Below are 18,862 nucleotides of genomic sequence, written 5' to 3'. Positions count from 1 at the left end.
AATCCCCTATATCATTTTAAAATATTTCAGTGCCGCCATAATTGCTTTTTCTTTTTCCAATGGACATATTGGTGGTTTTACCTCTTCATTCTTCGGTTTATTGTAATTTTCACGCTCAATAATACCACATTTTTGTTTTACCTGAGCAATATACAGATTAGATATCTTAAGACCTGTCTTCTCTAACACATACTCCTTAATCTGATTATAAGTGACCTTACTCTCTGCCACTGTCAAATCAAGCTCATCCATCTTTACTTCCACCTCTATATGTTTATCCGATTTAAGTTTGGAAAGCAAACACACAACTTCTACATGCACCGTCGAAGGAAACATATCCACGCATCCCCCTCTCTCTACTTCATACCCCGCCTCCCGAAAGATCTCCAAATCTCTCGCCAGGCTGGTTGGCTTACAGCTGATATAAACCATCTTCTCCACCCCAAAGTCAATGATCTTCTGGATCGCTTTCGGGTGTATCCCATCCCGGGGCGGGTCCAGCACGATAAAATCAGGTTTGTCTTCCAGCTCATCGATCACCTTCAGCACATCCCCTGCGATAAATTCACAGTTATCAAGTCCATTCAAACCGGCATTTTCCCTGGCCGCCTCCACGGCTTCTCCGACGATCTCCACACCGACCACCTTCTTTGCCACCGGCGCCAGCATCTGGGCTATGGTCCCGGTTCCGCTGTACAAGTCAAAGATGACCTTATCCTTCGTCTCTCCCACATACTCCCTTGCAGTCTCATACAGTACTTCCGCCCCCAGAGAATTGGTCTGGAAGAAAGAAAACGGAGAAATTTTAAATTTCAGCCCAAGGATTTCCTCATAGAAAAAATCTTCCCCGTAAATCGTCTCCATCCGATCCGCCTGAACCACATCGGCCAGACTGTCGTTCACCGTATGCAGAATTCCCCGGATACTTCCGGAAAGGGGCAGAGAGAGCATCTCCTCCGCCAGAGGCTTCATATCCACATCAGCCTGGGAAGTTGTGACGATGTTGATCAGCAGGTCTCCATTTGCCTCGGAACGGCGGATGACCAAATGTCTTAGATATCCCTCGTGGCTCATTTTATGATAAAAATCACAGCCTGATTCTGAAAAATAATTTAATACACAGGAGACGAGCAGATTATAATCATTATCCACAATTTTGCAGTCCGTAATGTTGACAATATCGTGGAACGTATTCTTTTTATGCATACCAAGAGCCAGCGGGCCTCCTTTGACTTCGTCTCCAAAAGAAAACTCCATCTTGTTGCGGTACTCCCACCATTTAGGACTTCCTTTGATTCCCTCCCATGTTTCATCGGAGATATAATCCTTTAACAGCTCCCGTACCTGTCCTTCCTTGATTCTCAGCTGATTTTCATAGGAAACTGTCTGATAAAAACAGCCCCCGCAGGCCCCGAAATGAGGACACCTTGGAATCCCATCCTCCATCTCAGACGGTTCCAGTACTTCTACCAGTCTCGCAACAGCCTTGCCTTTTCGCAGCTTTGTCACCTGTCCTGCGATTCTTTGGCCCTGGATGACTCCTTTGACCGTGATCTCCCTGTCCTCAAATGCAAATGTCCCTTTGTTCGGAAACTCTGTCTTCTCAATCAAGCCTTCTACAAAATCCTTCTTTTTCATCTTTTGACCTCAACTCTAATTTATTTTTCTATATACGACGAAAAAACTGCCTGTGCCATTGACACTCGGACAGCCTCGCTGTTACTTACAGTATTCATGCCACAAACAGTTTTTTCATGTTAAATGTTCAGTTCTCTGAAATGCTCTTTATAATATCCATGGGCATAATGAGCCTCTCCCATATCGTCGATCTCCATCAGAAGAAACGTCGGCTTTCTGCCGGCCTGTCTCGGATAGGAAATACTCCCGGGGTTTAAGATTGTCATATCGTCCCCGATCTCTATGAACGGCACATGGGTGTGCCCGTACATCACGACATCTACGTCGTGCATTTCTCCATATTCCCGCAGATAGTCCACCCCGGAATTCACATAATACGGATGTCCGTGGGTTACCCAGATGCGGTAGCCCTCTACCTCTATGGTCTCCTCGCTGGGGAGGTCAAGATAATAGTCATTATTTCCCGCCACCATGACGACAGGGCATCCTGCAATATCGCGGATATACTGGTCACCGCGCTCTACGTCGCCGCAGTGGATCAGCATGTCGATCTCGCCGACCTGCTCCAATACCCCTTTTACATCGTCATTACGACCATGAGAGTCACTGATTACTAAAATTCTCACAAGATAACCTCCCTAAAGAATGTCTTTGATTTTCCTCAATGCTTCTCCGCGATGACTTAACCTGTTTTTCTCTTCACTGCAAAGTTCCGCACTGTATCTGCCTAACTCCGGCAGAAAAAAGATCGGATCATAGCCAAATCCATTCTCTCCCTTTATCTCATATCCAATGATACCTTCCATAGTACCACGACTTGTCCGTATTTGTCCATCCGGAAATGCGGCTGCGATCACACAGACGAATCTGGCGGTCCTTTCTTTTTCCGGCACGCCTTCCATCCGGTCCAAAATCTTCTGATTCTTAACGGGATACGGGGTGTCCTCTCCCATATATCTGGCCGAGTATACGCCTGGCTCTTTATTCAGAGCGTCGATCTCCAGACCGGAGTCATCCGCCAGAGTAAGTTCTCCGGTAAGTTCCATGATAGCCTTAGCCTTAATGACTGCATTTTCCTCAAATGTCGTACCGTCTTCTATTATCTCAGCGTCCACCCCTGCCTCTTTCATAGACACGACCTCATACTCTGTGTCCGCAAGGATTTCCCTGATCTCTTTCATCTTTCCCTGATTTCCAGTTGCAAATATCATTCGTTTCTTCATCGTTTTATCTCCTGGGCGGTTTTGGTCCGAGATACTGGCAGAACTCGGCACGGATCATTCCGTTGTATACCTTTCTGACCTTTGTTGCTTTGCCAATGTACTTCTGTGCATCTTCATAGGAAGTGATCACATATTTAGACCATGTATCCATCTTCTGAAAAATGTCTCCAATCTGTCCGTAAAGTTCCGGCAGAGCCTCTTTTTCTTCAAGGCGCTCGCCATACGGCGGATTGGTTATGATAAATCCATAAGGTTTCGGATGGCTGAAATCTTTTATCTCTCTTTGCTGGAAATGGATCAGATGATCCACCTCAGCGGCGGCCGCATTTTCCCTGGCAAGCTTCAGTACTTTTGAGTCCTTGTCGTAGCCCTGAAGGTCCATGGAAACATCCGGGTCCATCAGATCTCCGGCTTCATCGGCCGCGTCATACCATGTCTTTTTCGGGAGAAAATTGGTCCATGCCTCTGCCTCAAAGGAACGGTTCATCCCCGGGGCGATGCCTGCTCCCATCATGGCAGCCTCGATTAAAAAGGTTCCGCTTCCGCAGAACGGGTCTACCAGGATGCGGTCCTTCTTCCAGGGTGTCAGCATGATCAGCGCCGCTGCAAGGGTCTCTCTGATGGGAGCTTCACTTGTCAGTGTGCGGTAGCCCCGCTTATGAAGCGGAGTCCCGCTGGTGTCGAGGCTTATGGTTACCTCATCTTTTAATATGAAAACACGCACTGGATACTGGTTCCCTGTTTCTGAAAACCATGACACACGGTAACGCTTTTTCAGACGTTCCACCATGGCTTTTTTGACGATCGACTGAATATCCGGAGCACTGTAAAGTCTGCTCTTTGCAGTGGAAGCCTTTTTCACCCAGAACTTTCCGTCCTCAGGGATAAATTCTTCCCAGGCAAGTTCTGCCGTCCTGTCAAACAGCTGCTCGAAGGTCGATGCGCGAAAGGCACCAACCTTGAGCAAAATCCGTTCTGCAGTCCTCAAAAACATGTTTGCCCTTGCAATTCCGCCGAGGTCAGAAAAGAAAGTCACCCTTCCGTCCTCAACCTTTGCAATCTCGTATCCTAAATCCTGTATTTCTCTCTTTAATACTGCCTCCAGACCAAAGTGGCATGGGGCGATCAATTCTATATTCTTCATGTTTCTCCTTTGCATTATAATATTCATTCTACAATTTTAGGCCCAGAGATGTCAACTCTCCGCGGTAATAATAAATCCCGCCCACAATATTGTAGACCTCATATCCCTGCTCAGCCAGATGCCTTGCAGCAAGCATACTCTGTCCGCCGAAGTCACAGTAGACAATGATCTTTTTATCTCTGAAAGCCTCCTGGTCTTTTATGACACCATAGGGCATACTGAGAGCCCCTTCGAGATGTCCCTGTTTATATCTATACGGTTCTCTCACATCGAACATCACATGATCATCCTGTTTCGAACGGTCAATCCCTTCCTGCAAAGTTATATTTGTAAATTCCATTTTCAAACACTTTCCCTTTTATAATTTAGAATATGCAGGGACATGAAAAGACGTCCAAAGAAATTTTCTTTGGACGTCTCTCCCGCTTTCTTCTTCTAATAACTAACGGTTAGAAGAGTTCTGGCTGCTGTTCTGAGATTTGTTCTGGTTTTTGTTCTGAGATTTGTTCTGAGACCTGTTCTGGCTGTTGCTCTCGTTTGAGCTGTTGCTGCAGTTATTGTTTTTGTTATTGTTGCTGTTGTTGCTTTCGTTAGAATAATTTTTTGACATAATAAATTCTCCTTTCTGTTGGTTACACAAATATTGTCTGCAAAAGAGAAAAAAATATTCTTGCAAGATTTACAAAACGCCATATTAAAAAATTTTTGTTTTATCCATAATTTTCATTTGACTTAAAAAAATTTATTGCTTTTTTTTTGAAGATACCTTATAATGCAAATAGTAGAAGGTATTCATTATGTATATTTCTACTATATAACCCCTTATTAATTTATTTATACTCCCCTCAAAAAGGCCAGATTTCCCTATCTGGCCTTTTTACTGTCTAAAAATAATATTTTTTATTGTAATCCGATCGCCTTTTGGATTCTTTCCTTCACCTGTTCTGCAATTTCCGTAGTCTTCATATGTTTGTAATCATCATAATACAGGGGCTTTAAAAAGTGCACCTGGACTGTGACAGGCTTTATCGTATTGGAATCAAAAGGAAGAAAGGCATCAACGAGGGCCACCGGGACGATCGGACATTTCGCCTTTACGGCAGCCTTAAAGCTTCCTCCTTTCAATGTCTGTACCTCATTTCCGTTTTTCGAGCGGGTTCCTTCTGCAAATATGAGATAATTCCTACCCCGCTTTACTTCCTCTGCAACACTTAAAATCACCTGCATGGACTGGCGGATATCATCGCGGTCTATCATATAGGCCTTCATACATGCAAAAACCTGTTTTAAAAACTGGATATCAGCCACTTCTTTTTTTGCGACCACAGAAAACGGCCTTGGACACGCCTCTGCCACCGCCAGTACATCATAAAGTCCCTGATGGTTGGGGTAGAAAATAAATCCGTCTTTCTCTGGTATATTTTCTTCCCCATGGACTTCAATCGTAACATTTCCTCCTTTGTTTGCACGGGATGTGATAAATTTCAGCATAGCAAACCGCTTCTCCTCCGGATATTTATCCACATGAGAAGCATAATAGCACAGCTTGATCCACATAAACGGCACCAGAAAAATGTTTCTGAATACCATAAGCAAAATTCTCTTCATTTTTTATCACTCATTTCATCCTTCTGCAGTAACTGCGTGTTTGATCTCCGTTTTTTTTGCTCTTTTCTCATAGTATCCGAGGGATAAAAGAGAAAAAGCAATCAGAATTCCTATAAATACAAGCACATCCGCCGTGATGCCGCCGCCGATCATGAGCGTATTCCGGAATGCGTTCACACTGTAAGTAAACGGCATAAACGGATGTATCATCTGGTAGAATTTCGGTGACAGTTCGATCGGATAGGTTCCTGCCGCTCCGCCCAGCTGCAGCACCATGAACACCAGCACGATAAAGCTGCCCACTTTATCCAGCCAAAGATTGAAAAACGTGATCATGGCCATAAATGTCATAGAGACTAAAACTGCCATCAAAAATGTTGCCGTCAGTTCTTTTGGCTTCAGACCATTGATGAGCATCAGCATAAGAACCATAACAACTGCCTGCACAGCCGCGATCACCGCCATGACAGAAGCCTTGGACAGCCACCACCTGAATCCGCTTCGCACCCTGCCGTTGTGTTCCTTCAGCGGAAACATGAGGCAGAATGCGATGCATGCCACATATAAAGCCACAGACATCATATAAGGAGCCATGGCATGGCCGTTATTCTGCACATCTGACATCTGAGAATGTTCTGTTTTTACCGGTGACGCAAACATACCCACGGTCTTTTTTGAATCTTTTACTTTTCCTGCCTGTGCAGCTCCGTCAGAAAGTTTTGACTTTAATGTGCGGCTTCCGTCCTGAAGTACAGAAAGCCCGGTCCCCACTATTTCAGAGCCGTCTGCCAGTTTTTCTGCCCCGCTGCCGATCTGTTCTGCCCCGTCGGAAAGTCTGCCGCTTCCGTCTAAAAGAGTCCGGCTGTTTTTGTTAAGCTGACCGGTTCCTTTGCAGAGACTCAGTGTCCCGTTTTTCAGATCTGCCATTCCATGAAACAGCTCAGGCAGCTTTTCTGTCATCTTTCCAACACCTGCGTTCAGCTCTGACGCTCCAGTCTTCAGCTGTCCTGATTTGCTGTCCAGCTGCTGTAAGCCCCCGTTTACCTGGGTTACTCCGGCTGTATATGCATTCACTCCTTCTTTGAGTCCGTTTTTTCCATCCACACTGGTTTTCAGCTTTTCGGTTCCCAGGTGAACTGTCTGCATGCCCTGAATCAGTCCCATATCCGAAGGTTTTGTACCCGTTTTATCAAGGTTTGTTTTGACCTGACTAAGACCGGAGGACAAGCTGCCAATGGCATCCGCACCGTTTCTGAGAAGGTATGCAGTATTCTTCATCTGATCTGCCCCAGCTGACTGTGTACTGGCCGCAGAATTTTTGACCTTCTGTGCCCTATTCTGAATCGTCTCCGCATCAGAAGAAACAGCATCCGCACTTTTCTCCAGCCCGGAGAGTAGACTCTGCTGTTCCTCCCTGCTGAGTTTCTGAAACTCTGAAGAAGCCTTTAAATCTGCAATCTGCTGTTTTAGCTCATCTGCGTGTTCTGAGAGGTCCGAAGCCTTCTGCGACAATGTCTCCGCCGTTTTTTCTGTCTGTAAGCTTACGGTCTTTGATGTCCCCTGAGGGTCCAGCTGATCGGCTGCCTGTTTCATCCCCGCGGCCAGCTGCTTTGTCTGCTGCTGTTTTTCGGGTGTCAGCGACTTTCCAAGTTCAGAGGACATGGCCTCTAATCCGGTGAGGACACTTCCGCTTCCTGACTCCAGTGCCTGAATTCCTCCGGATAGCGCCTGTACTCCTCCATTTAATGAACTGCTTTTTTTCTCAAGCTCACTGCTGCCTGCATAGACAGCCCCGACTCCTTTCGTATAGTCTGCCACTCCTTTGTTCAGTGTTCCGGTTCCGCTTTTTAACTCATCAGCGCCGGACTTGAGAGTTTTTGCGCCTTTTGACAGCTGCCCCGCTCCCTGATCCAGCTTCTTTGCTCCCCGGTCCGCCTCAGCCACGCCGTCTGTGTAGCGTTTAAGCCCTATCTGGAGAGAATCTGCTCCGTCTTTAAATGTCAGAGAGCTGGAGGCCAGTGTGTTTAAATTGTCTGTAATGGTTTGACTGCCTGCCGAAAGTTTCTTTGCTCCGCTGCCTATCTGCTCTGCGCCTTCGGCGGCCTGCCCAAATCCTGCTCCTGCAGACTTTATCTGCCGGAACATGGTTTTTGTATAAGTCTTCGTGACCTGTTCTGCCACCTGGGAGCGGATCGTATTTACGGCCGTCTCATCCATCTTGGACGCAATGTAGTTTGTTCCCGGGTTCGTCCGGTATTCAAGTTCCATCTTCTTCGGATGTTCATTTAATACTGTAGCAGCATTTTCTGAAAAGTTCTCGGGAATCGTTATGACCATATAGTATGTTCCGCTTCTCAGCTTTGAGTCCGCTTCCGCCTCATTGACAAAACGAAAATCCATCGCATCCGATTTCTTCAGATTGCTGACCAGCTCTTTTCCCACTTCCATTTTTGTTCCGTTATAAGAAACCGCTTTATCGTTGTTGACCACTGCCACCGGCAGATGTTCCGTCTCACCGTACGGGTCCCACATAGACCCGAGAAAAATCGTCGTGTACAGGGTTGGGATCAGAATGATCGCCGTCAAAACCAGCATCATCCATTTACTGTTCCGTATGTTCTGCCATTCTTTTTTCAGCATCTTTCTTCCTTCTTTCTCAGCTTCATTTTTATGTCCTTCCCACACCTTTTGTTTACAAAAGAATACTTTGTAGATATAATATATCCATGGATATTTCTTATCTACGGATACAGAGTATTATATTCATCCGGTTTTTATTTGTCAACACATCTTGATAAAACGTCTCCATATCAAGTAAAATTGTGTTTAACAAGGAGGATTTATAAAAATGAAAATCAAAGGAAGCCTGGAGCAGGCCGTCTGTATTCTGCTGGTCATCGCCCATACCAAAGGCCATGCCCCTGTGAAAAGCTATACTCTCAGCGAACGTCTGGGGTTGTCAGACTCATACTTAAAGAAAATCATGCGCCAGCTGGTCGTGGCGGGCCTGGTCGATTCCGAAGCGGGAAAAAAGGGAGGATTTGTTTTAAAAAGGGCCCCGAAAAACATCAGTCTCCTGGATGTGTTCGAGGCCATTGAGAGTACCGCTCCATTTCTGTCCACTACAAATCTGGTAGATAAAGTATTCCCGAAGGAAAAAATGATTGCTCATGAAAAAGAACAGCAGATCATCTCTGTTTTTACCCGTGCAGAACAGGCTTACAGACAAAGTCTCTCACAATTTACACTGGATCATGTAGTCGCAGAGGATCTGCCTGACAGCTGATCCTCTCCCGCTCTTTATTATTTCTTTTTCCATTTTGCATAAAGTGTATAATTTGCACGCTTTCCTTTCGGTATGGTCTTGATTCTTTTCTTATATTTCTTAGATGTGTACCAGCCTTTAAACCGATACCCTTTCCGAGAGGGATTTTTCAACGGCACTTTTATATTGTAGTAACTGATCATATTCGCATTGTTGTTTTTGCCTTTATTGAGCCGGTATTTGACAGTATATCCTTTTGTTTTGCTGCTGTATGTTCCATACACTTTCCTGCCCGCAGAATCCCAACGGTAAGCTCTGATTCTGACATAATACACTGTATTTTTCTTAAGCCCTGTCAGTGTCTTTCCCCCGGCTGCAGTTTCCCATCGCTTCGTGGAACTTTTGCTGAAACCTGTATTCGGTGACACAGAAATCTCATAGCCCGCGGCACCGGGAACCTTAGAATAATCCACTGTCATCGTCGGTCCCAACGGATTCTTCATAGAGGTCAGCTTCGGTGCCTAAAGAGCGATCTTCTGCCATTTGGCATACAGTCTGCACTCCCTTTTCTGTGTAACAGATTCTACTCTCGATCGAAACCCTGCGTCTGCATACCAGCCTGCAAATAAATATCCATCCCTTGCCGGAGCTTTCAGACGCACCGGCGTATTCGAAAACTCAGAAGGATTATCTCTGTGGTTTCGGCCGCCGTTTAAGACATATTCAATAGAATAAGATCTGACAGATACTATAATGTTACAGCTGGCCTTTATGCCGCTTCCGTCATTGGCTTTGGCAGTCACCACTGCCCGGCCCTGAGATAATGCAGTAACCTTTCCCGCGCTGTTTACTGAGGCAACCTTTGGATCTGAGCTGCTCCATTTTACCGTCTTATCCGCTGCATCCTGAGGCTGTACCTCTGCCCCTAAAGTAAATTTTTCTCCTGTATACAGTGTCTTCTCTGTCTGACTCAGCACAATCCTTTCCACCGGTTTTGGCTTTACTGTAACCTGACAGGATGAAGCGGCTTCGCTTCCGTCGTCGGCTTTTGCTGTGATACTTGCCGTACCCGGTGATACTGCCGTTACATTTCCATTATCGTCTACATCTGCCACAGAAATATCGGAGGAAGTCCACTGATATCCGCAGTCTGCATCGAATGGCAGAGCCCGGGCCTTCAGCTGAAAAGTTTCTCCAACAATCAGTTCTTTCGCATTTGGACTCAAAATTATGCTTGAAGCCTTTACATGATAGGACAGCAGGTCACTGTATGATATATCACTGTCTGAATACTCGCCAGTGTCAGAAACCGCCTGGACAGCAGCCTTGTACCCGCCTTTTCCATATCTGCTCAAATCTTTGGAACAATCCAGGCTCTCTGTACTGCTCTCTTCGTCTGTAAGAATCTCTTCGTCTGTAAGAATCTCTTCGTCTCCTTTGAAAACTGTGACCAGATACCTGGATGCCCCGGGAACTTTTTCCCACGTAAGTTCACCGAATCCTTTTTCATCCCAAGTAATCTTTCTGGGCGCATCCAGCTGCGGGGCTTCCTTCAATGTTCCGATATATTTTTCGCCGCTTTTTTGTACAGGCAGCACATACCCCTTGGTATTTTTTAGCCTGACCCTGGAAATCTCAGTATTTCCAACAAAAGAATCTGCCGTCACATAAATACCCTCGGATATCATTCCCTGTTTTGGAAGAACTGTGATTGAAACCTGAGGATCAAAATCTTTAACAGTAATCTGGCTTCCGCTGGTGATCTGAAGATTTGCCTCCTGTCCGTCTGTCTCCAGTGATCCTGCCTTAATATCTCCATCTACGGTGAAAGATTGTGTTCCTCCTAATATGGTCAGCCAGCCGCTGCTCTCAATGCCTCCTCCTACAAATACAGCATCATTGTTCCACTCTTCCGGTGCCGCATTAATATAGCCCCAGCCGCTGATTTTCCCCTGGATAGATCCGTTATGCAGGATAAGGAATGCCTCCTCATTTTCTCCGTTTATATTCCCGTAAGTGCCGCTGAATATATCTACCTGCTGTCCCGCATCTCCAGATTTTATATATCTGATATCAGGCGGAGTCCCCTCCATCGTAAGATTATCTTCAAATACAGCCATATCTGTGTCGATCACAATGCCGTCCTGTCCGGCGCGCCCCGTAAAGTCCATGGTCAAAAAGCTGAATTCCGTGTATTCTCTGATTGTCAGAGGCTTGCTGACCGTAAGCTTAGCGGGAGCAGATCCGATACCGGAAATTGAAAACGTATGTCCCGGCAGGGAAAGTTCCAGCGGCTCATCGACTGTCGTGTCTCCCGAGATAATCAAGGATATGTTTTGTTTCCCGGATTTGGCGGCCTCCAGAGCCTTTTGTACAGATGCAAATGCCTGGTCTGCCGACTCCCCGGTATTCCCGTCGTTCCCCGATGTTCCGTCAATAAAATACACACTCTCCTTATTTTTTGGCGCGGCAAACCATCGTTTCCCTGATGACGTCTCCTCTGTGCGCATCTCCCATGCATTCACATCGTTTGAAAACGACAGACGTCCGTCTGAATCTTTTCTCTCCGAAACTACCTGTCCCCTAAACCATGGAGTGATCGTTCCCGAGCCATTTACCGTCCCCTTGACATAAAGATCAGAGCTGATGTCCAGATTGGCGTCTCCCTTCATATTCAGGTTCCCTTCCAGCGTGGTTCCGCCGTTAGTGCCCATCGTCAGAATAGAGCTAAGAGTCACATTTTTAACCTGAAACAGGTTATATGTGTTAAGAGGCGCGGCAATATTCAGCAGGTCAATATTCCGTGCTGCCTCCCTGAGATTCTGTTTTGTATAGATATTTACAACGGATGCCGTGTCCAGCCGGTCGGTCAGGGCATTGTCCCTGATCGTAACCTCTGTTCCTTCCAAAACTTTTGCCCCGTTTTTCCCATAACCGTATATTCCGGCAAAGTTTCCGCCGCCCACATCAATCCTTGCCCTCCGCCCTGAGACTTCTGTGGTGTCCGGACTTCCCGCATAAATATAGGCTTTCTGATTGTCATTTTCATTCACAAAACACTGGACCGTATCGGTCAGGGTCAACGAATATCCATTGACATAAAAACGCCTGGCCTCCTCATCAACAGAAGTAGTCTCAAGTTTGATCCTGTCAAACTTCAGATCACTCCCCAGAGTTATCCCATAACGGAGAGTCAGAGATACGCTCGGATGTTCTCCCCGGATTGTAAGTTTTTTCTCCTCAGGCGTTGTAATCCCCTTTTGATCCACATAGGAATCAATAATGACAATCGTTCCTCCGTCTGCTGCAGCCCGAAATGCCGCATTGATATCATGCAGCGGCTGCTCCTTTGTACTGCCGTCTCCAGACGGATATCCGTCTGATCCAGTCAGAAAGACCGTCTTAAGGCCTGATGATTTGACGGTGCTTCCCGCCGCAGATATTTTCACTGTCTGAAACAGCATTGAAAATACCATGACTGCGGCAAGGAAACAAGCTGTGATCCTTCTAAATCCTGTTAAGTTCAACTTAGTCCCCTCCTCAATATATTTGTGAATGTCCCCATATAATCATTAAATAAAAAATGCATTGCTGTCCTAAAAACGCAATGCATAAAAACTGCAGCTGGCTGTCATAATCAATAAAATCTTAGACCCTTTAGCTTTGCGCCGCAGGCTTTCACCTGTTTTGCCCAATATGTAATATTCCTTTCTTCTAATATACTTCATCCCAGAAACTGTTACAATGAAAAAGCCGTATGAATACAACATTCATATGGCTCTTTCCGAAAAACATGCTGCCTACTGTTTATTCACTGCAGCAATTCCTCCGCATACAAGAAGAATGGATGCGATATTAACCGCAGTAAAGACGTTTTCTTTTAAAAGCAGGCCGGAAAGCAGTGTTCCGAACACCGGAATCAGCAGATTATAGATGGAAATGGAACTGACCTGATAATGGGATAAAAGCCAGGTCCAGACGCTGAATGCAACAGCAGAAAGGACAGCCATGTAAAGAAGCAGGATCAGTCCGCTTGTTTGGAATGTCAAAGTTCCGTTTCCCGCATATCCAAAAATCAAAAGCAGGCTTCCTCCAAGCAGAAGCTGATATCCGGCGATCAGCATCACATTCATCGTCTGTGCCAGTTTCTTGCTGTAAATGGATGCGAGACTCTGTGACAGTGCTGCCAGTACAATGAATCCTTCTCCATTCCAGGCAAATCCGCCGAGACTCCCTCCTTTCAGATTGATCAGGACGATGCCGGAAAGTCCGACGGCACATCCTATGATTTTCTTCGCCGTCAGCCGGTCGCTCTTAAAGAAGAACGGAGCCAAAACTACCGGAAAGAATGCTGTAAATGAGTTGATAATCGACCCCTTGGCTCCCGTGGTATGCGCAAGTCCCACATAAAAGAAATAATACTGGATTGTCGTCTGAAGAATTCCAAGAGTCAAGAGATGTTTAAATGCCCCTTTTTTCGGCAGTGGCCTCTGTCTTGTCTGAACTCCCAAAACTGCAAGCACCATGAGTCCTGCCGCCGCGAAACGAATGCCTGCAAACAGCAGCTTGCTTCCGATATCGTCTCCCTGTATCTTGAAAATCTCGTAGCCCAATTTTACGCTGGGAAAGGCACTTCCCCATAAAAAAGTGGCAAGCACCGCGAGGGCTGCCATCAATGATTTATTCTTTATTTTCATAAATTCCTCCGCTCCTGATGATTCTTCTATTCTACCATGTTTTACAGACACATTAAGAATGATTTTCATCTGTATTTATTTTTATACAAACCGATTTTTTATTGACAAATGAGTCTTCTGGAGTATAATGGGAACCATTCAAGAACAAAGGCGTTCCGATCAAGAGATTGGAATGCCTTTTTTTCTTAAAATAAAAAAGAGGAGGAATTATATTATGATGAAGAAAGTTGTAGTTGTCATCAAACCCGAGAAGCTCACAGATGTAAAGCATATCCTGGAAGCTCACAAGGTATCCGGACTCATGATCTCCAATATCATGGGCTATGGAAATCAGAAAGGATTTACACAGAAATACAGAGGGAATGAATTGAATTCCAATCTGCTGCCTAAGATCAAAGTAGAATCTGTAATGCCGGAGGAAGTTGTTGAAAAGGTGACAAAAGATATCGTGAACACCGTCCGCACCGGCGAATTCGGAGACGGCAAGATCTTTATCTCACCCGTGGAAGAAGCGATCAGAATCCGTACCGGTGAAACCGGAAAAGACGCTTTATAATCTAATCGGCAGAAATATGAAAACAATAACATACTTACATCATTATCAAAGGGGATAATGCAGCCAGGCCATAAACGGCAGGCACGCATTGTCCCCTTTTTGTCTTAAAGGAGGATATTAATATGGACGTACAGCAGTTATTAAATATTGTATGGACTTGCATCGCAGCTTTCCTTGTCTTCTTCATGCAGGCAGGCTTCGCAATGGTCGAGACAGGTTTTACAAGAGCGAAAAACTCAAGCAACATCATTATGAAAAACTTGATGGACTTTGTCCTCGGTACTCTTTGTTTCTTTGTCATCGGATTTGCTCTGATGTTCGGAGGCAGCAATCCCATCGTCGGCACCACAGGCTTTTTTGATCCGACATCCATTGACCTGCAGCAATTTAAAGATCTTACACCCGGTGTCTTTATGATCTTCCAGACTGTATTCTGTGCCACAGCCGCCACCATCGTTTCCGGCGCCATGGCAGAGCGCACAAAATTTTCTTCCTATCTGATTTACAGTGCGCTGATCAGTCTGATCATTTACCCGATCACCGGACACTGGATTTGGGGCGGCGGATGGCTGGCTGAGTTAGGGTTTCATGATTTTGCAGGTTCCACTGCAGTCCATTCTGTCGGCGGATGGCTGGCACTGGTCGGTGCTGCGACAGTCGGTCCCCGTATCGGAAAATACAAAGCCGACGGAACTCCAAGAGCGATCCCGGCTCATAATATTGCGCTCGGCGCATTAGGAGTCTTTATTTTATGGTTCTGCTGGTTCGGATTTAACTGCGGTTCCACGACTGCTGCCACCGATACTCTCGGTTCCATCGCCATGACCACGAACCTGGCCGCCGCCGCATCCACGTTAGTGGCGCTGGTTATCACCTGGATGCGTTATGGTAAACCCGATGTTTCCATGACTCTGAACGGTTCCCTTGCCGGCCTCGTAGGTATCACAGCCGGATGTGATGTCGTATCCAACTACGGCGCAATCGCCATCGGTGCCATCTGCGGAGTCGTTGTAGTCGCAGTCATTGAACTGCTTGACAAAAAAATAAAAATTGATGACCCGGTCGGAGCCTGTGGTGTGCATCTGGCCTGCGGTGTGGCAGGAACCCTCCTGACAGCCTTCTTCGCAACCGGAGATTCCTTAAAGCTTATGGATATCACAAGAGGTGCATTCATCAAAGCACAGTTCATCGGTGTCGCTGCCGTTGCAGCTTACTGTATTGTCGGCGGGCTCATCATCTTCCAGGGACTGAAGCATACCATCGGACTTCGGGCTTCCGAGGAAGAAGAAATTGCAGGTATGGATATATCAGAGCATGGTATTTCCGGTTATGCAGATTTCCCACTGAAAAGCGATCATTAATATTAGTGATATAACCGGGGTCCTCTCCCCCGCTTATATAAAAAGCTGGAATTCGACTAGTTTTTACTAACATGACGACTAATCTCTGACAAACTTAAGACATTTCAATTTAACTCTAATATAATACTTCAAGATTGTTTTGCTGAAAAACCCCTGAGGATGTGCTCAGGGGTTTTCTCTCGTTTCATAGGAAAGTTCTGCGGCCTTCCCTATTAAATAAAAACGCTCCGCGGGCTGTACACAGATGCGTATTGAGGGGTTGGGGAGTTGAAGCGGCCTGCCCACTTTGTTCTATTTTATCATTTTGCTTTTTTCATGGTTAGGATCACAAATCCGGCCATGGATGCGGCCGTCAGCAGCAGCATTCCCTGCACCGGCCTTCTGTCTGAAGTCTTTGCCGCGTTTGTCTTTGATGCACTTCCGTTCCTCTTACTGTATTCCCAGTCCGGAGGGTTCTTCTTTTTTGTTTTCCCTCCACTGTCTTTTTTACTGTCTTCCCCCTGCTCTTTCTTTCCGTCTCCTGTCTGTGTCTGCTTCTCCGGTGTCTTCTCCCATTTTGCTCTCAGTGTCATGCCATCATGGACTGGTGTTTTGAAGTCCCATTCTTTTTCTGTCCCGTTCTCATCCGTGTAAAACCATCCCGCAAACTCATATCCGTCTTTCTTCGGCTCTTTGGGACGGACCAGGCGGTTCCCGCCTTCCACCGTCTGTACCTCCGGTGTGTAGTCTCCTCCGTTGGGATCAAAGACTACCTGATGTTTTCCGGTCAGCGTTACTTTCACCTGCACCTTTGTGCCGTCCTCCATCGAGAAGGTCATCCCAAACATTCCCGTCTTTCCTGCCTTTTTCGCCTCATTCAGCGCAGTCAGCTGGTTTTTGTCCGCTTTAAGGTCCAGAGTGTCTCCATTTTTGTTCTTTCCCCGGGCCTTACAGAGTTCTATGATCTCTTCTTCTGTAAACGCCTCTCCTCCGGTCTCATGCTCCGCATCGTCAGCCCCGATGGCTGCAGCCGGGTTCTCCGGATCATACGCTGTCCCGTCACTTCCCTCATCTGTAAGATACACAGTAACTGCCACTTCGGTTCCGCCCTCTGTCTTTATGGTCAGCGGAAACTCTCCTTTGGCCCCTGCTTTCTTTGCCTGATTGATCTTCTCCACCTGACTGCTGTCAGCCAGGCTGATCTGCCCCTCCGGAAGGGGGTTTCCGTCCTGGTCAAGCCCTGATGCCTTGGTCATGGCCAGCAGCTGCTCTTCTGAGAATGCAGCTCCCCCGGTTTTACTGATCACATCTTTTCCTTTCAGCGTTTCCCCGTTTTCTGGGTTCTCCGTGGTCTGGTCATATTTGACCAGGGTCACGCTGATCACGGCTTTCTCCCCGTCTGCGGTCTCGTAGGTCAGCGGAAAGACCCCGGCCTTCCCTGCCGTCTTTGCATCGTTGATCTTTTTATATTGTTCTGCATTTAAAAGATAGTCTACGTAGGAGATATTGTTCCCCTCCGGGTCCTTCCCCTTCAGCTCCCCAAGCTTCTTGATCTCCTCTTCTTCAAACGCCTCTCCCCCTGTTTCCTCTTCAAAGTCGTTCGCACCGATCATTGACGTCGGTTTCTCCGGATCGATCTGGGCCGCATCGGTCCCGTCCATTCGAAAGGATACGGTGACCGTAGCCTTAGTTCCATTTGCCGTTGTGAAAGTAAGAGGGAAATCCCCGATCTGCCCTTTCTTCTTTGCCTCGTTGATCGCTTCCAGCTGTGTTTCATCGGCGATGCTCAGCTCATCGGCCGGGAAATATTCACCGTTTTCCTGCTTTCCCGTTACCTTGGTCAGCTGTTTTAGCTGTTCCCCGGTAAACGGTTCTCCGCCGCTCTTGCTGATCAGGTGGTTGGCTCCGATCTGTTCTTTGCTGGTCTTGTCAATGTCATTGGCATCCCGGAACGGTCCGAAATAGACCTTTGTATAAAACCTTCCGACCTTGATATCCGTCGGTCCTGAAAAAGGCGTGCCGTCCATGAACGTATAGTCTGTCAATGAAGTACCGTCCTTGATATACCCCTGATAGCCGGTATCCGGAGATGCCTTGACGTTTTTCACCTTGCTGTTTCCTCCGCCGGACCCGATCCCCGGCATACTGGATCCTGAATCCCCGATCGCCGTGACCACCGTGTCTCTTCCGCTGATGACTACATTTTCTGTCTCTTGAGTTTGAAAAGAGGTAAAAGCATCTAAAGTACCAGACGCACCGATGCCCGGGGCATACTGTCCTCCCGTTGCCTTTACCGTTCCTCCCGTGATCCTGATGCCGTCTACCTTTGTGCCCATCCCGGAACCGATACCGGAGCCATACTGGGTCCCCACAGCGGTTACGTTCCCGCCCGAGATCAGGATATCTTTTGTATAGCCGCCTCTTTCCTGTGCCCGGCAGGCCGCTCCGATCCCTGGACAGTGTGCTCCGGCAGACGCCTCGATGTTGCCTCCTTTGATCGTAAAGTTGACAAACCCGGTCTCGATGGGCTTTGTATCCGGATTGATGGCCACCCGGTAAGTACCCCCGATAGCTCCGGCATGGCTTTTGCTCGGATCTCCTTTTGCGGATAAGGAACCGCAGCTTTCATCACAGCGGTGTCCTTTTTTGTCTTCGTTCTCGCACTGAATCGTCAGGGAGCCATCCATCCCGTCTTTTGTGATCGCATTTCCGTTCTTATACTTGTCAGCCGTACCTCCGGCCTGACTGTACAGACGGTTTTTTCGTACCAGTGTGATGACCACATCGGCATGGGAGACATTGATACAGTCGAGCTTTGTGATATCCACGGTAATGTCCACGTTGTCCAGAGTGATTGCCGTGGTCACTCCAGGCTCTGCCACCAGATGATACTTTGTCGTGGTCCCGGTGATCCAGTATCCCTTTTCGTTCAGGGCATCGTCCACCGCAGTGCCGTTCAGAGTGGCTCCTTTAGAAGTGATGATGATATCTCCTTTGCTGATATCCAGCCTGGTCTGTCCGTTTTCGGCCTTCTTAACATCTAAGCGGGATGATTTCTTTTTTCTGGAAATACCCCCCCCCCGATTTCCTGGGAGACTTTTGCTTCTTTCACCCCTTGCTTTTCTGTTATTTCCTGATTTTTCTCACTGGCTGCTGCCGATGCAGACTCTGGCTGTTCCTCTGTCTGTACTCCCGTCTCCTCCTGCAAAGCACTCTCATCAGCCTCAGCAGTTACTGCTTCTTCCGTTCTCTCTGCCGGTGCTGCTGAAACGATTCCTTGTCCCACAGTCAGCAGTGCTGCCAGAATGACAGCAAACCATTGTTTTTTCCTTTTCATCCTGTGATCCCTCCATGATAAATTTTTATGTACTTTCAGACATGTTGCTACGTA

General features: G+C 46.9%; 16 protein-coding genes and 1 riboswitch. Of the genes, 3 read left to right on the top strand and 13 right to left on the bottom strand.

Features of this window, described 5'->3' with window-relative positions:
- Window positions 1–6: 6 nt before the first annotated feature.
- The 8 genes from rlmD to ANCC_RS03765 form a co-directional block, all read right to left on the bottom strand.
- Window positions 7–1,638: a 23S rRNA (uracil(1939)-C(5))-methyltransferase RlmD gene (rlmD, locus tag ANCC_RS03800; RefSeq protein WP_006568649.1), complete on the bottom strand. Its 1,632-nt coding sequence runs from the start codon at window positions 1,636–1,638 to the stop codon at window positions 7–9.
- Window positions 1,639–1,757: 119 nt separating this feature from the next.
- Complete coding sequence (locus tag ANCC_RS03795; RefSeq protein WP_006568650.1) at window positions 1,758–2,264, bottom strand: metallophosphoesterase; 507 nt, start codon at window positions 2,262–2,264, stop codon at window positions 1,758–1,760.
- Between the two features lie 12 nt (window positions 2,265–2,276).
- Window positions 2,277–2,861, bottom strand: coding sequence for an XTP/dITP diphosphatase (locus ANCC_RS03790; RefSeq protein ID WP_006568651.1), 585 nt, complete (start codon window positions 2,859–2,861; stop codon window positions 2,277–2,279).
- 4 nt (window positions 2,862–2,865) lie between these two features.
- Window positions 2,866–4,005 (bottom strand): THUMP domain-containing class I SAM-dependent RNA methyltransferase, encoded by a 1,140-nt coding sequence (locus ANCC_RS03785; RefSeq protein ID WP_039947020.1) that lies wholly within the window; start codon window positions 4,003–4,005, stop codon window positions 2,866–2,868.
- Between the two features lie 28 nt (window positions 4,006–4,033).
- Window positions 4,034–4,345, bottom strand: coding sequence for a rhodanese-like domain-containing protein (locus ANCC_RS03780; RefSeq protein WP_006568653.1), 312 nt, complete (start codon window positions 4,343–4,345; stop codon window positions 4,034–4,036).
- Between the two features lie 102 nt (window positions 4,346–4,447).
- Entirely contained in the window at window positions 4,448–4,615 is a 168-nt protein-coding gene (locus ANCC_RS03775) for a hypothetical protein (RefSeq protein WP_006568654.1), read from the bottom strand.
- A 290-nt stretch (window positions 4,616–4,905) separates the two neighbouring features.
- Window positions 4,906–5,613, bottom strand: a complete 708-nt coding sequence (locus ANCC_RS03770; protein ID WP_006568655.1) for a lysophospholipid acyltransferase family protein — start codon at window positions 5,611–5,613, stop codon at window positions 4,906–4,908.
- Window positions 5,614–5,628: 15 nt separating this feature from the next.
- Window positions 5,629–8,253, bottom strand: a complete 2,625-nt coding sequence (locus ANCC_RS03765; RefSeq protein ID WP_182483060.1) for a YhgE/Pip domain-containing protein — start codon at window positions 8,251–8,253, stop codon at window positions 5,629–5,631.
- Window positions 8,254–8,461: 208 nt separating this feature from the next.
- On the opposite strand from ANCC_RS03765, the gene ANCC_RS03760 reads away from it, so the two are divergent.
- Window positions 8,462–8,899: an Rrf2 family transcriptional regulator gene (locus ANCC_RS03760; RefSeq protein ID WP_006568657.1), complete on the top strand. Its 438-nt coding sequence runs from the start codon at window positions 8,462–8,464 to the stop codon at window positions 8,897–8,899.
- 17 nt (window positions 8,900–8,916) lie between these two features.
- Here the strand turns inward: ANCC_RS03760 and ANCC_RS03755 are convergent, their stop codons facing one another.
- From ANCC_RS03755 to ANCC_RS03745, 3 genes are all read right to left on the bottom strand, one after another.
- Window positions 8,917–9,381 (bottom strand): InlB B-repeat-containing protein, encoded by a 465-nt coding sequence (locus tag ANCC_RS03755; protein WP_006568658.1) that lies wholly within the window; start codon window positions 9,379–9,381, stop codon window positions 8,917–8,919.
- A gap of 18 nt (window positions 9,382–9,399) precedes the next feature.
- Complete coding sequence (locus tag ANCC_RS03750; RefSeq protein ID WP_050754308.1) at window positions 9,400–12,405, bottom strand: Ig-like domain-containing protein; 3,006 nt, start codon at window positions 12,403–12,405, stop codon at window positions 9,400–9,402.
- A gap of 89 nt (window positions 12,406–12,494) precedes the next feature.
- Window positions 12,495–12,580: riboswitch (cyclic di-GMP riboswitch) on the bottom strand.
- A gap of 98 nt (window positions 12,581–12,678) precedes the next feature.
- The gene (locus ANCC_RS03745) at window positions 12,679–13,575 is read right to left on the bottom strand and encodes a DMT family transporter (RefSeq protein ID WP_009289189.1); all 897 of its coding nucleotides are present in this window, start codon (window positions 13,573–13,575) and stop codon (window positions 12,679–12,681) included.
- A 217-nt stretch (window positions 13,576–13,792) separates the two neighbouring features.
- On the opposite strand from ANCC_RS03745, the gene ANCC_RS03740 reads away from it, so the two are divergent.
- Window positions 13,793–14,131, top strand: coding sequence for a P-II family nitrogen regulator (locus tag ANCC_RS03740; RefSeq protein ID WP_039930244.1), 339 nt, complete (start codon window positions 13,793–13,795; stop codon window positions 14,129–14,131).
- Window positions 14,132–14,253: 122 nt separating this feature from the next.
- Window positions 14,254–15,492 carry an ammonium transporter gene (locus tag ANCC_RS03735; RefSeq protein ID WP_006568664.1) on the top strand — a complete coding sequence of 413 codons (1,239 nt, stop codon included), beginning with the start codon at window positions 14,254–14,256 and terminating at the stop codon, window positions 15,490–15,492.
- Window positions 15,493–15,791: 299 nt separating this feature from the next.
- On the opposite strand, the gene ANCC_RS03730 is transcribed toward ANCC_RS03735, so the two are convergent.
- Both ANCC_RS03730 and ANCC_RS03725 read right to left on the bottom strand, forming a co-directional pair.
- Complete coding sequence (locus tag ANCC_RS03730; RefSeq protein WP_006568665.1) at window positions 15,792–18,416, bottom strand: InlB B-repeat-containing protein; 2,625 nt, start codon at window positions 18,414–18,416, stop codon at window positions 15,792–15,794.
- A gap of 95 nt (window positions 18,417–18,511) precedes the next feature.
- Window positions 18,512–18,808 carry a hypothetical protein gene (locus ANCC_RS03725; protein ID WP_225103651.1) on the bottom strand — a complete coding sequence of 99 codons (297 nt, stop codon included), beginning with the start codon at window positions 18,806–18,808 and terminating at the stop codon, window positions 18,512–18,514.
- Window positions 18,809–18,862: the final 54 nt, after the last annotated feature.

Source organism: Anaerostipes caccae L1-92, from assembly GCF_014467075.1.
Lineage (GTDB): Bacteria > Bacillota > Clostridia > Lachnospirales > Lachnospiraceae > Anaerostipes > Anaerostipes caccae.
Note: the sequence above shows the minus strand (reverse complement) of the source record. Positions and strands in the feature narration are given on the sequence as shown.